At 65.2% G+C, this 13,276-nt stretch carries 11 protein-coding genes; 4 read left to right on the forward strand and 7 right to left on the reverse strand.

The window, feature by feature from the left end; translation table 11 throughout:
- Positions 1 to 33: 33 nt before the first annotated feature.
- Positions 34 to 1,581: an alkaline phosphatase family protein gene (locus M9955_04100; GenBank protein MCO5080824.1), complete on the forward strand. Its 1,548-nt coding sequence runs from the start codon at positions 34 to 36 to the stop codon at positions 1,579 to 1,581.
- Positions 1,582 to 1,590: 9 nt separating this feature from the next.
- On the opposite strand, the gene M9955_04105 is transcribed toward M9955_04100, so the two are convergent.
- From M9955_04105 to M9955_04135, 7 genes are all read right to left on the reverse strand, one after another.
- Positions 1,591 to 2,262, reverse strand: coding sequence for a 2'-5' RNA ligase family protein (locus tag M9955_04105; protein ID MCO5080825.1), 672 nt, complete (start codon positions 2,260 to 2,262; stop codon positions 1,591 to 1,593).
- A gap of 62 nt (positions 2,263 to 2,324) precedes the next feature.
- Positions 2,325 to 2,624 carry a monooxygenase gene (locus tag M9955_04110; protein ID MCO5080826.1) on the reverse strand — a complete coding sequence of 100 codons (300 nt, stop codon included), beginning with the start codon at positions 2,622 to 2,624 and terminating at the stop codon, positions 2,325 to 2,327.
- Positions 2,625 to 2,693: 69 nt separating this feature from the next.
- Positions 2,694 to 4,346, reverse strand: a complete 1,653-nt coding sequence (locus M9955_04115) for an indolepyruvate oxidoreductase subunit beta family protein (protein MCO5080827.1) — start codon at positions 4,344 to 4,346, stop codon at positions 2,694 to 2,696.
- Entirely contained in the window at positions 4,339 to 6,492 is a 2,154-nt protein-coding gene (locus M9955_04120; protein MCO5080828.1) for an indolepyruvate ferredoxin oxidoreductase subunit alpha, read from the reverse strand. Before M9955_04120 ends, M9955_04115 begins: the two co-directional genes overlap by 8 nt.
- A gap of 24 nt (positions 6,493 to 6,516) precedes the next feature.
- Positions 6,517 to 6,996 carry a MarR family transcriptional regulator gene (locus M9955_04125; protein ID MCO5080829.1) on the reverse strand — a complete coding sequence of 160 codons (480 nt, stop codon included), beginning with the start codon at positions 6,994 to 6,996 and terminating at the stop codon, positions 6,517 to 6,519.
- Positions 6,996 to 8,567: an NAD(P)/FAD-dependent oxidoreductase gene (locus M9955_04130; protein ID MCO5080830.1), complete on the reverse strand. Its 1,572-nt coding sequence runs from the start codon at positions 8,565 to 8,567 to the stop codon at positions 6,996 to 6,998. The genes M9955_04125 and M9955_04130 overlap by 1 nt, the downstream gene beginning before the upstream one ends.
- A gap of 19 nt (positions 8,568 to 8,586) precedes the next feature.
- The gene (locus tag M9955_04135; protein ID MCO5080831.1) at positions 8,587 to 9,378 is read right to left on the reverse strand and encodes a cyclase family protein; all 792 of its coding nucleotides are present in this window, start codon (positions 9,376 to 9,378) and stop codon (positions 8,587 to 8,589) included.
- Between the two features lie 117 nt (positions 9,379 to 9,495).
- Between M9955_04135 and M9955_04140 the strand changes: the two genes are divergently transcribed.
- From M9955_04140 to M9955_04150, 3 genes are all read left to right on the forward strand, one after another.
- The gene (locus M9955_04140; protein MCO5080832.1) at positions 9,496 to 11,070 is read left to right on the forward strand and encodes an NAD(P)/FAD-dependent oxidoreductase; all 1,575 of its coding nucleotides are present in this window, start codon (positions 9,496 to 9,498) and stop codon (positions 11,068 to 11,070) included.
- Between the two features lie 65 nt (positions 11,071 to 11,135).
- Positions 11,136 to 11,537: a RidA family protein gene (locus M9955_04145; protein ID MCO5080833.1), complete on the forward strand. Its 402-nt coding sequence runs from the start codon at positions 11,136 to 11,138 to the stop codon at positions 11,535 to 11,537.
- A 58-nt stretch (positions 11,538 to 11,595) separates the two neighbouring features.
- Positions 11,596 to 13,134, forward strand: a complete 1,539-nt coding sequence (locus tag M9955_04150; GenBank protein ID MCO5080834.1) for an ABC transporter substrate-binding protein — start codon at positions 11,596 to 11,598, stop codon at positions 13,132 to 13,134.
- Positions 13,135 to 13,276 lie beyond the last annotated feature (142 nt).

The following is a 13,276-nucleotide window of genomic DNA, read 5'->3' on the forward strand; positions in this document are numbered from 1 at the left end:
TTCGCTCCAAAAGCATGAACCAAGGGAGTTCCGATGGCGAAAAAGGGCAGGAAGCCAAACGTCCTGTTGATCACCTGCGACCAGTGGCGCGGTGAATGCCTGTCCTCGGCCGAACATGCGACCGTCCGCACGCCGAATGCCGACGCGCTGGCGAGCGGCGGCGTGGCCTTCCGCCGGCACTATGCCGGTGCGGCGCCCTGTTCGCCGGCGCGCGCCTGCATCTACACCGGTCTCTACCAGATGAACAATCGCGTCTGCCGTAACGGCACGCCCATGGACGGCCGGCATTTCAACATCGCGCTTGCAGCCCGCGCCCTCGGCTATGACCCGACGCTTTTCGGCTACACGGACGTCTCGCCCGACCCGCGCCGCCATGCGCCGGGCGATCCTGTGCTGAAGAGTTACGAGGGCGTGCTGCCCGGTTTCACCGCCCGCTGCCTGCTGCCCGAGCACCAGAAACCGTGGTTGTCATGGCTCGCCGCGCGCGGCATCGATTCCAGCGCCGGCTTTCCGGACATCCATCGCCCCGCCGGCAAGGCGCCGGAGCCGGTGACGGCCGCTTCGCCCGTCTATTCGAAGGACGAGACTCCGGCCGCCTTCCTCACCGACGAGTTCATCCGCTGGCATGGCGAACAGCGCGGCGCCAATCCGTGGTTCGCGCATATCTCCTATCTCAGCCCGCATCCGCCCTTCATCGTGCCGGAACCGTTCAACACCATGTACGATCCGGCCGACGGACCGGATTTCCGCAGAGCCAAGGGCCGCAAGGCCGAGGCCGCGCAGCATCCTTACGTTGCCTACCATCTGGCGCGTACGATCCGCGAAAACTTCATTCCGGGTGCGAAAGGCAGGGTCGCCGATTGGGACGAGACCACCTTCCGTCAGATCCGCGCCATCTACTACGGCATGATTTCCGAGGTGGATTCGCAACTCGGCCGGCTATGGTCGAGCATCAAGGCCGCCGGCGAATGGGAGAACACGATCATCGTGCTCACCTCCGACCATGCCGAGCAGATGGGCGACCATTTCATGCTCGGCAAGGGCGGCTATTTCGACGGCAGCTACCACATCCCGCTCATCATCCATGCGCCGGGCGCAAAGGCAGCCGGCAGCGCCGTCGAAGCCTTCACGGAAGCCGTCGATGTGATGCCGACTCTCATCGACCTCATGGGCGGCGAGCCGCCCACATGGATCGATGGCCGCTCGCTGAAACCTTTTCTCAAAGGCAAGGCGCCGGCAGGCTGGCGCGATGCGGCGCATTGGGAATTCGATTTCCGCAACATCTCGGGCCAGAAGGCGGAGACGCATTTCGGCCTTCCCTCGCATCAATGCAATCTCGCCGTGCTGCGCGGCGAACGCTACAAATACGTCCATTTCGGCGGCCTGCCGCCAGCGCTCTACGACCTTGTCGAAGACCCCGGCGAGACTTGCAATCTGGCCGAGGAAGCGGATTATCTCCGCGTAAGGCTGGAGATGGCGGAGCGGCTGCTCGCATGGCGCGCCGCGCATCTGGACAGGACGCTGTCGCTCTCCGAACTCGCGGAAAAGGGCGTCGCGGGAACCTTCGCGCCGCGCCTCTGAGGTCTCCGCTCATCCGCGCAGCGGAAACGAGGCGACGATCCGATATTGCGACTTGCCATGCAGGCTGTGCACGAGGTGGAACTCGCGCACGGTCAAACGGATCGGCGCGATGGTCTCCCCGGGAACGGGCGCGCCGTAAAGCATCGTCATATGCGGCGTGAACGGGCGCAGCTTTCCGCCGATGATGCGCGCCCGCTCCAGCACACCGTGCAGCCGCTCATAAAGACCACGCATGCCGGACGTGTCCGACGATGTGAGCACGATCGGGCGTTTCGCAGCGGACGCCTCGGTAATCGGACCGAACGTCATCATACGGTCGAGCACGACATCGAATGGATCGCAGCGGACGAAGCGCGCCGCGCCGACCGCCGCCTGTTCCGCCTCCTCCGTCATCTGCCGGGCGCTCTGCTTGCAAAGGCAGATCAGGGACATGTGCAGCCGGGCAGGATCAGCGAATCGCGTCGTCAGGCCGGCGCGTGCCGCCATGGCGCGACGCGTCTCGTCCACCGCCTGCGCGACAACCGCATCCGCCAGCACCGCGAAGAAGACCGTATGCTGCTGCAGACGGTCGAAGCCGAAGAATTCGAACTGCTGTCCATGTCGCGCAGACCCACGCAGGCGCCGCAGACGTACGTCATGGCGCGGCGGATCGATCCGTGGAAAGCCGAAATCCAGTTGCATACCGCAACATGGAACAAAACCGGAACTTTTGGAAGCCGATTCTGCGGGCGCCGGGAAGGTCGCTATCGGCCGCGTGTGACGACCGAAAGCCGCTCGTTGACAGCGGAGCTTCGCACGTCGATGCCGGTGATGCCGAACTGCGCAAGGCGCGCGGAGTGTTTCGCGGTGTAGGCCTTTGCCGCTTCCTCCGTCTCGAACAGATAGGCGCCGCCGGCGACGCCGCGCCCCTTCGCCTCGGTCCAGACTTTCCAGATCAGTCCCGGCTCGCCGGCGATATCGGCGGCGAGGCCCTGAAGCGCCTCCGCCATCTCTTCGCCCCACGGACCGGAAAACGGGAACTCGAAAACCAGCAATGTCGTCATCGTCACGCCCTCTCCTCAGCTATCGACATCAAACAGACCGGCGACGCCGCGAAGGCAAGGCAACATCGTCTATTCCCGGCCGGCGGTCGCGTAACCGTCTTGCGCGAATGAGCGCACGGTCTTCAGCGCGCCGTCGAGCATGTCGCCCTTCTCGTCTTTCAACGCCGCCTCGCGCAGTCGGCGCAGCCATTCGGCAGCATCTGTCCGTCCTTTCAGGATCGGCAGTGCCGACAGCACGCGATCGAACTTCGACTGCGCTCGCGCATGCGTATCGGAATACCCCTTTATCAGCCGGCGGCACGCCAGGATCTCCACCGCGAGATCGTAGTCGCTCGCGGCATGATCCAGCGCCAGCCGGTACCAGCGGTCGAGATGCGCGGCCTCCACCGCGTGGCGCAGCAAGCTGCGCCGCCAGCGCCGCAGCCCGCCTATGACCCAGAGCATGGCGAAGCCGGTCATGCTGTCCGTGCGGATGCGGCGACCCCTGTTGATACGGCGGTCGATCCATGCGGCGAGTTTCGGCCGGTCTTCGATGTAACGGCCGAGCCGGACGGGCAGAGTGCCGCAAAACTCCTCAACACGCGGATGAAAGAACTCCGTCACCTGCAGGATGGACTCGCCCCTCACCCCGACCTCGCGACGCACGCGCGCGTCTCGCGCCGACCGCGTCTTGAGATCGGCGACACGGATCATGTCGTCATAGCAGAGCGCATTGGCGAGATGCTTCGCCGCTGCGATCGAAAGCCGGTAGCCATGGGCAGCGTCATCGAGCGCCATCGCCTTGTCGAGCAGATCGAGATAGTCGCGGCCATAGGCGATGTCCTGATAGTCGACCACCTTGCGAATGCCGCGCAGCGCCATGTCGCGAACGGGGTCGGGCAGACGGGAAACGCGTGCGGCGAGCCCCTCCCAGCGCTCCATCAATGTCTGTGGTCCTGACACCTGCGCCGCCACTCCGGTATTTTCCGGGGAACGCGCCGCCTCGGCGGAACTCAGCGGACCATGCGCCGCGGCCCGGTCGTCCGCACCGCCGGGAACGACCGCTCGCGGTGTCGGCGCGGCGCCGCCGCGCGCCCGGTCATAGGCGGCGCCGAACGCGGCGAGGCTCGCATCCGCACCGCGCCCGCCGGCCTTGATCGCGGCCTCGAAGCTCTCGCGCGTGAAGGGCAATGCTCCGGAACCTGCCAGCGCGCCCAAAAGGCTCGCCGAGATCATGGTGCCTTTCTCGACGGCGATCCGCTCCATGTCGAAGGAAATGAAGCGCAGGGACGCGGCTTCGGCGGCTTCGACCACCTTCGGCGACGAGGCGCGTCCGTCGCCCGGCTCGATCTTTTCGGACACGGCGGCGATACGGTGCGACGACGCGATCAGCGTCGTGCGTTCCGGCGTGACGAAGCCACGCATGATGGCGCGACCCGCCTCCATCAGCTCCGCCGCGATCAGAACATCGACGTCGCCCTGCGCCGGCGACAGGGCGAAGATCGGCAGGCGGCCGGTGTCCGGCGCCATCTCGACATAATAGATCGTAGCCCCGGTGCGCTGCGCCACGCCCGCGACCGAGGTCGACTGGGCGACATGGCCGTTGCGTTCGGCGACGTCGACGATCCAGTCGGACAGCACGCCGCCGCCCTGCCCGCCGACGGCAAGGATGGCGAGCTTGATGACGTCGCCCGCGCCAGGCGAGTGCGGCTTGGCCTGGAGCGGCTGAGGACGGTCAAGCATCGGCGAAGGCCAGCCGCCTGCTCTCGCGGCGGCGCTGCAGGAAGCCGATCGCCGCGCGGCGCGTTCGCTCGATGAAGCGGTCCCAGCCGCCGGGATTGTGGACGACGTCGGCGCGATAGAAGGACGGGCAGAGCACCGCCGCGTCCGCCACCTCGCCGCAATTGCCGCAGCCGACGCAGGTCTGGTCGATATGGGCGACGGGATCGTCGCGCAGCGGATCGTCGAGCGATTTCACCGAGAGCGACGGACAGCCGGAAAGCCGGATGCAGGCATGGTCGCCGGTGCAGATGTCCTCATCCACGCCGAAGCGCGGCTTGACCACGCGTTCGCCCTTCCTGATCGCCTCGTTGACGATTGGCCGCTCGCGGCGCTGGCGATTGAGCATGCATTCGGACGAGGCGACAATGACCTTGGGGCCGGTCTCATCCGTCGTCAGCGCCTCCTTGAGCGTCGCGCGCATCTTCGGCACGTCATAGGTGCGGTCGATCTGGCGGAACCATTTGACGCCCATGCCCTTCACCGCCTCGGTGATCGGATGCTTTGTCGATTTCGAGCGGTTGCTGGCGCGCGATGACAGGATGTCCTGACCGCCCGTCGCGGCGGAATAGTAATTGTCGACGATGACGATGACGCCGTCATTTCTGTTGAACACGGCGTTGCCGACGGAAGACGTCAGGCCGTTGTGCCAGAAGCCGCCGTCGCCGACGAAGGAGATCGACCGCCTTTTCGCTTCCGGCGAATTGAAGGCGGAGGCCGAGGCCGGCCCGAGCCCGTAGCCCATCGTTGTCGCGCCAAGCTCGAATGGCGGCATGATCGAAAACAGATGGCAGCCTATGTCGGAGGCGATGTGATGTTTTCCCAGCTCCTGCTCGACCAGCTTCATCGCCGCGAAGATCGGCCGTTCCGGGCAGCCGGTGCAGAAGCCCGGGGGACGGCCGGGCACGATTCTGGAGATGTCCGGAATCTCGTCGGCATTGCCGGCCTTGTTCGGCGCGCGCACCTCGCTTGGCAGGAGTTGCGGCGCGTTCTCGCGCAGGAATGCCCCGATGCCGTCGAGCATGACCTGCCCGGTATATTCGCCCGCCATCGGCAAGACTTCCTTGCCGACGATCTTTGTGTCGCGACCGGCCTTGTGCAGCATGGCGGCGAACGCCTGCTCGATATAGTTCGGCTGTCCCTCCTCCACGACCAGAACTGCGTCCTTGCCTTCGCAGAAGGTCAGAAACTCGTCGTCGATAAGCGGATAGCAGACATTGAGCACATAGATCGGCACGTCCGTGTCGCCATAGATGTCGGCGAGCCCCATGCGCTGCAGGGCGCGAATGACGCCGTTATACATGCCGCCCTGGCAAATGATCCCGACCACGCCGTCGGCCGCGCCGAAGAATTCGTTGAGCCGGTTCTTGCGGATGTATTCGACGGCGGCCGGCCAGCGCTTCTGCACTTTCTCCTTCTCGTGGTTGAAGGAGGCGGGTGGCAACACGATGCGGCCGGTGTCGCGGCGCGGCGACGACAGCGCATCGGCCACCGTCATCTCGGGCCGCCTGTTGTCCTTGGCGATGAAATGGCCATGCACATGGCAACAGCGTATGCGCACCTGCAGCATCACCGGCGTGTTGGAGACTTCCGACAGCTCGAAACCGTCTTCCACCGCCTTGACGATCGACGGCAGGTTCGGACGCGGGTCGAGCAGCCAGACCTGGCTCTTCATGGCGAAGGCGTGGCTGCGCTCCTGCATGATCGACGAGCCTTCGCCGTAGTCCTCGCCGACAATGATGAGCGCGCCGCCCGTCACGCCGCCGGAAGCGAGATTGGCGAGCGCGTCCGACGCGACATTGGTGCCCACGGTGGATTTGAAGGTGGCCGCGCCCCGGATCGGATAATGCACGGAGGCCGCGAGCATGGCGGTCGCCGTGGCCTCCGAGGCGCTCGCCTCGAAATGTACGCCGAGTTCGGAAAGAATGTCCTGCGCGTCGGCCAGAACGTCCATCAGATGGCTGATCGGCGCGCCCTGATAGCCGCCGACATAGCCGACGCCGCATTGCAGCAGCGCCTTGGTGATGGCCAGAATGCCCTCGCCGGAAAACTCCTCGCCGGCTCCGAGCCTCAGCTTCTCGACTTCCTTCGCAAACGATCTCTCAGCCATCAGGCGTCTCCAACAGGACGTCCCTCAAATCTCGTGCTTGCGGATGTTCCTGAGCATCTTCTGCAACGTGGCGACCAACGCCGCATATTCGGCATCGTCGATCCCCTCGAACATCAACTCGAACGCCTCGTGCATAGGCGGCCATGCACGGGCGAATTCCGCGCGTCCCTTGTCGGTCAGGAATACCTTGCGCACGCGGCTGTCCGTCTCGGCCGTTTCGCGCCGCACCAGCCCATGCCCTTCCAGCGCATCAAGCGTCCGCGACAGGGTGGACTGCTCGATCACCGTGTAGACGGAGAGGTCGCCGACGGTGACGCCGTCCATCACAGAAAGCACGGCGAGCGTGCGCACCTGTGAAATGGTCCGGTGCTGTCTGCGGAAATCCTCGCGCAGCGTGGCGTTGTAGCGGCCCATGATGCGGTTCATCAGATAGGGCGCGAACTGCTGCAGCCCGATCTGGCCGAGGGTCGAGATGCGCTGCGGATGGCCGACCTTTTGCTCCATCACAGCCTCTGCGCCAGAAGGAAGCCGGAGCCGGCGCCGAGCCCCGCGCCCGGATGGGTGGACGCGCCGATATGGTAGAGGTCCCTGACGCTCGTCTGGTGATTGATCGATGACTTGAACGGCCGCCACAGGAAGGACTGGTCGATCGTGGACGAGCCGCCATAGGGGTCGCCGTCGACGAGATTGATGTTCATCGCTTCGAGGTCCGCGGGCGAACAGGCCTTTCGCGCAACCACCGAGTCCCTGAAACCTTCGATGTGGCTGGCGAGGATTGCCTCGACACGATCGGCATAGGCTTCGCGCAGCCTCTCCGTCCAGCTACCCTCGGCCACCACCAGCTTGCCGGCGGCGTCGCCCTTGATCTCGCGCGGTGCTTCCGGAAGCTGCAGCCAGAGGATTGCCTTGCCGGGCGGACAGCGGGACGGGTCGAGCGCATGCGGCTGGCCCACGCAGATCGTCGGCGTCTCGGGAAGCATGCCGCGCACCGCCTCGTTGCAGGCCTTCGACACGCCATCCAGCCCCGGCGTCAGATGCAGCAGCGCAACCTTGCCCAGTTCGGGATTCTTCCAGACAGGCGGCTTGTCGAGTGCATAGTGGATCTGGAAATTGCCCTTGCCGTACCGATAGGTCCCGAGCGCCGCGGTTTCGTCTGCCGACGCCGTTGCGCCAAGCAGCCGCCCGTAAAGCTGTGTCGGCGTCACCGAGCAGATCACACCCCTGGCGGCGGCGATCTCCTCGCCGGAAGCAAGCCGCACACCGGTCGCCCTGCCGCCGGATTGCATGATCGAGGCAACGTCCGCGCCGGTCTGGATCTGGCCGCCGCGCTCCCGGATAAGGGCATCGAACGCCGCCAGCAGGTTGCGGCTGCCGCCTTTCACGATCGGAGCGCCTGCGGCTTCCAGCGCGAAGCCGATGACCTTGGCGATCTGCCCCGAAAAGGCGTCCTCCGGGCCGAGCCCTGCGTGCAGGACCCACGGCGCCCAAAGCGCCCGAGTCAATTCGGATTGATAGCCGCCTTCGAGCCAGCTTCTAGCCGGCGTCAGCATATCCCCAGCGAAGGTTTTGAGGCCGCGCGGCCCGCGCCGCCATGCTTCGCCGGCCAGGAGCCTGAAGGTCGGCCAGCTCCAGAGCTGTCCGCCGAGCAGGCCGAACAGCAGCCCGGCATTGCGTTCGATCTCGCCGACGTCGCGGCCATGCCGGTCGCCGTCGCCGGCTGCGATCTCGTTCAGGGCGGCGATGTTGGCGGCGCGGTCGGTGCGCACGATCGCATGCGACCCATCCGGCCTGAGCACGCCGGTCGGCGTCGCCGTATGGCAGAATTCCAGACCATGGCGCGCGAGATCGGCCCCGAGCGCGGCATGCGCCGGCCCCGTGAGAAACAGCACGAAGGTCGTCGCCATGACGTCGTGCACGAAACCCGGCGCCGTGATCTCGTCGGTGCGGATGCAGCCGCCGATGCGGTCGTTGCGCTCAAGCACAAGGACCTTGCGGCCCTTGCCGCCGAGCAGGGCCGCGCAGACCAGCGCGTTGATGCCGCTGCCGACGATGATGTGGTCCGGCGTCGCGGTCACGATCGGACGCCTCTCCGGCTCAGCCCTTGGCGACCAGCGCCATGGCGCGGATCGGACTGCCGGTGCCCTTGACGATCTTCAGCGGCGCCGCGACGAGGATCGCGCCGCGCGTCGGCAGCCTGTCCAGATTGCAGAGGCTGGCGAGGCCGTATTTGTTGGCCTTGTGCATCAGCGTATGCGCCGGGAAGGGCGGCTCCATGCCGCCGGCCTTGCCGGCGTCGGTGCCGATCGTTTCCGAACCCCAGCCGCATATGTCCTTGCCGATCAGGTACTGGATCGCCTCGGCCGTTGGTCCGGGCGTGTGCGGCCCGGTCTCGTTGGCGTTCAGGAACTCGGCCTCCGAGCCGTTCCTCTTGTACCAGTCGGTGCGCATGACGACCCATTCGCCCGGATTGATGGCGCCATGCTTCGCTTCCCACGCCTTGATGTGGTCGACGGTCAGCAGGAAGTCGGGATCGGCCGCGGATTCCCTGGAGCAGTCGATGACGTTGACCGGGCCGACGAATTTCTTCACCGGAATGGTGTCGGTGGAACCGTCCGCATAGTCCTTGCCGGAAATCCAGTGGATCGGCGCGTCGAAATGGGTGCCGGAATGCTCACCGAGCTTCAGCCAGTTCCATGCCCACCACGGGCCATTCTTGTCGTATTCCGAGATGGTGTGGATCTCGACCTTCGGCGTGTCGACGGCCAGCTCCGGCGGCAGCTTGATGAGCGGCGTGTCGGGGCCGAGCGGCGCCGTGAGGTCGACCACCTCGATGCCGCCCGAAAGCAGCTGGCTTGCCAGTTCGCCGAGAAGTTTCTGCGCGTCCATGCTCATGTTCCCTCTTGTCGGTACAGTCGGAGGCTCGTTGCGGCCCTTAACTAACTACTAGACGAAAACCTATGCATCTGCAATTATCTTTAAGCCTAAAGGAAATGGGTTGGGGGCGTGAGCGAATTTGACGCCATATGCATCGGTGCCGGCCACAACAGTCTGGCCTGCGCGGCGCATTTGGCGAAAAAAGGCTGGAAAGTCGGGGTTTTCGAACGGAACCCCGTAGCCGGCGGCGCGGTGCAGACGCAGGAATATACGCTGCCGGGGTTCCGCCACGATTTCGGCGCGATGAATCTCAGCCTGTTCGCAGGCTCGGCATTCCACCGGATATATGCAAATGAATTGAAAGCGGCCGGTCTCGAATTCGTCCCGGCCGCCGATTGCTTCGCCAGCGTGTTCCCGGATGGGCAATGGTTCGGCGTCTCGACGGACATCGAAAAAACCGTTGCGCGCCTTGAGAAGATCTCCGCCAAAGACGCCGAGACGTGGCGCGGCCTCGTCGGCGGCTTCATGGGCGAGGCAGAGCATCTCTTCCGTCTGCTTGGGTCGCCGATGAGCACACGGGCGCTGGCCGGCACCGGCTGGAACCTCTGGCGCAAGAAGGGCGCGGCAGGCGCGCTTGATATGGCGCGGCTGCTTTTGTCATCGCCGCGCACATGGCTGGACGACACGTTCGAGAGCCCGGAGGTCAAGGCGACGCTTGCCGCCTGGGGCATGCATCTCGACTTCGCGCCGGACATCGCCGGCGGCGCCGTGTTTCCATATCTCGAATCCATGGCCAACCAGAGTTTCGGCATGGTCATCGGCAAGGGTGGGGCGGACACGATCATCCGTGCGCTTTCCGCCATGGTGACGGGCGCGGGCGGCGCGGTCTCCACCGGCGCGGAGGTCGCGGAGATCGTCACATCCGGCGGCAGGGCGACCGGCGTACGGCTGGCTTCCGGCGAAACGCATACGGCGACCAAGGCGGTTATCGCCGGTGTCGCGCCGCGCGCCCTGCGTGAAAAACTGCTGCCGAACGGCTCCGGCAATGCGGCCTTCGACACGGCGATGCGGACATTCCGCCACGCGCCGGGCACCATGATGATCCATCTGGCGCTGGACGACCTGCCGGAATGGAGCGCCGGCGAGGAACTGCGCAAGTTCGCCTATGTCCATATCGCGCCTTCACTCGACCAGATGGCACGCACCTACAGCCAAGCGGTTGCGGGTCTTCTGCCCTCGGAGCCGGTCCTCGTCGTCGGCCAGCCGACGGCCATCGACCCGTCACGCGCACCGGAAGGCAGGCATGTGCTATGGGTGCAGGTGCGCGCCCTGCCTGCCGAGATAAAGGGCGATGCGGCCGGCAGCGACGAGGCCATGCATTGGGACGACGTCAAGGAGCTTTACGCCGACCGCGCGCTCGCCATCATCGAGCAGAACGCGCCGGGTCTGGGGAGAAAGATTCTGGGTCGCGCGGTTTTCTCGCCGCTCGATCTCGAGCGCGCCAATCCGAATCTCGTCGGCGGCGACCAGATCTGCGGCAGCCATCACATCTCGCAGAATTTTCTCTTTCGCCCGGCGCGCGGCTATGCTCGCTGGAACACGCCGGTCGAGGGGCTGCATCTCGTTGGCGCGGCGACATGGCCGGGCGCCGGCACCGGCGCCGGCTCGGGCTTCATGCTCGCCCAGCAACTGGCGGGGAGGTAGCCGGCAATGACGTCCGAAAGTGCCTCCGGGGTCATGCTGGAGCACGATAGAATGGTGAGGGAACAATGAAACGAACGGCCATCAACCCCGACAATATGTACGTCTCCACGCATTTCGGCTTCTCGCATGCCGTGGAGCAGCATGGCGGGCGTACGCTGCACCTGGCCGGTCAGGTGGCATGGAACGCGGCCGGCGAACTGGTCGGCGCAGGCGACCTTGCCGCGCAGACGCGTCAGGCGCTCGCCAATCTGAAGACGGTTCTTGCCGCGGCCGGGGCCTCGCCCGCCGATGTCGTGCGCCTGAGGACCTATGTCGTCAATCACAGCCCGGAAAAGCTTGGCCCGGTGACGGAAGAAATCCTCGCTTTCTATGACGGAGCGACACCGGCTGCGAACACCTTCATCGGGGTTCAGTCGCTCGCTCTGCCCGACTTCCTGATCGAGATCGAGGCGACCGCCGCGCTTTGAAAGTCGGCGCTGGCCGCCAGCAACACAACCAACGAACAAACACAGAAGGGAACCTGATATGTACCGAAATCCAAATCGCAGAACGCTCCTCAAGATGGCCGGCGCGAGCGCCGTGCTCTCCGGGCTCGGCATGCCGTCCATCGCCCGCGCGCAGGCCAGCGAGCTCACCATCGCCTACAACGTCAACCTGCCGTCCTGGGACCCGACCACCGGCCCCTCGGCCGTCAACCCGACCATCCAGGGCCTTTATCAGTCGGTCTTCGACCAGTTCATCCTGCAGAAGCCGGACCTGTCGCTGGACAAGGGTCTTCTGACCGAATGGGGCTTCTCCGACGACCAGAAGCAGGTGCATATGACCGTGCGCGACGGCGTCACCTGGCACGACGGCTCGCCCTTCACGGCCGAGGACATCGTCTGGTCGCTGACGCGCGCCGGACAGGAGGCGACCGGCAACCCGATCCAGTTCGTCTGGAAGAACGTCACCAACCTGAAGGCTGACGGCAACAAGATCACCGGCGACGTGGTGCAGTTCGACCCGACCTATTTCAAGTGGATGTCCTTCCTCACCGGCTATGTGCTGCCCAAGGCCTATTACGAGAAGGTCGGCGCACAGGGCTTCGAGGAAAAGCCGATCGGCACCGGCCCATACATGGTCGAGAAATACGAGCGCAACGCCTTCATGCGCCTGAAGGCCAATCCCAACTATTGGGGCGGCAAGCCGGCCTTCGAGAACGTCACCATCAAGTTCGTGCCGGATGCGGCGAGCCGCGTCGCCGAGCTCGAATCCGGCTCATCGCAGGTGACGCTGGAAATCCCTTATGAAGAGTATGACCGCCTGATCGCCAAGGACGGGCTGGCCGGCTCCTGCGAGACGATCTCCGATATCGGCATGGTCTTCTTCAACGACATCGATCCGATGAAGGACGCCAATGTCCGCAAGGCGGCGGTCATGTCGGTCGACAAGAAGCTTCTGGTCGACCGCCTGCTGCGCGGTTACGGCCTGCCGCTCGACACGCTGGAGACGCCTGAATACGAGGCCTTCGATCCATCGATCAAGGTGGAGTACAACCCCGACAAGGCCAAGGAACTGCTTGCCGCATCCGGCTTCTCGCCCGACAATCCGGTCAAGTTCACCATCCAGACGACGCGCGGTTTCAAGCCGAAGGACTACGAGATGGTGCAGGCCATCGTCGGCATGTGGCGCAAGGTCGGCATCGAGGCGACGATCGAGGTCTACGAGATCGCCAAGCATTACGAACTGCGCGCCGCCGACCAGCTCGCTCCCGCTGCCTTCTACAATTGGGGCAACTCTATCGGCGACCCGACGACCTCGACCGGCTTCGCCATGTACGGCCCCTCGCCCCACTCCGTGTGGGACACTCAGGACGTCATCGACGCGATCAACCCGCTCTGGGGCGAACCGGACGAAGCCAAGCGCATCGCCGGCTGGAAAGCGGTGTCGAAGCTGATCGCCGACAACGCCTATGTGCTGCCGCTGCTGCAGTACGCCCAGCCCATCGTCCACACGAAGGGCGTCAACGTCGTGCCGCACAAATCGGGCGCACTGCTGCCCGCGCTGATGACGCCGGCGTCCTGAGCCCTCTGCCGGCAGTCTCGTGCCGCCCCTCATCCGCCTGCCGGCACCTTCTCCCCGTGAAAGACGGGGAGAAGGAAGAAGTGGCAGCGCCGATGCCTCCCTCCCCCGTTCTTACGGGAGGGAGCAATGGTGAAAAGCAGCT

The organism is Rhizobiaceae bacterium (genome assembly GCA_023953845.1).
Lineage (GTDB): Bacteria > Pseudomonadota > Alphaproteobacteria > Rhizobiales > Rhizobiaceae > Arvimicrobium.